Consider the following 471-nt stretch of genomic DNA (forward strand, 5'->3'; position numbering starts at 1 on the left):
TGGGCTCGGTCACGCCCATCGATTGCACACGCAACTCGCCCGCGGAGATGCGGGGCAAATAGCGTTGTTTCTGCGCCTCCGTGCCACTGAACACGATCGTATTCATTACGTACATCTGACCGTGGCACGCGCCAGAGTTGCCGCCTGATCGGTTGATCTCCTCCATGATGACCGATGCCTCGGCCATTGACAGACCGGGGCCGTCATAGTCCTGCGGAATCAGCGCGGCAAGCCAGCCGGCCTTCGTCAGGGCGTTGACGAATTCCTCCGGATAGCCACGCGCCTCGTCGATCTTTCGGTGATAGTCAGCGGGAAACTGACTACACAGGGCGCGCACGGCGTCACGAATCTCCTGGTATTGGTCCGGGGCGGAAAGCATGGAAGCGCTCATGAAGAAAGATCCGTAAGTAGCTTTGGTCGAGTCATAGTAATATTTGATGAATCGTTGTAAAAATAGAAATAACTGATCGC

1 protein-coding gene is annotated in these 471 nt (G+C 56.1%); it reads right to left on the minus strand.

Annotation, left to right across the window (positions count from 1 at the left end; translation table 11 throughout):
• Window positions 1–391, minus strand: a 391-nt coding sequence (locus tag U4Y90_RS36005; protein ID WP_321801910.1) for an acyl-CoA dehydrogenase family protein, incomplete at its 3' end; no start/stop codon positions are given.
• Between the last annotated feature and the right edge of the window lie 80 nt (window positions 392–471).

The sequence above is a fragment of the Caballeronia sp. J97 genome, from assembly GCF_905220305.1.
Taxonomy (GTDB): Bacteria; Pseudomonadota; Gammaproteobacteria; order Burkholderiales; family Burkholderiaceae; genus Caballeronia.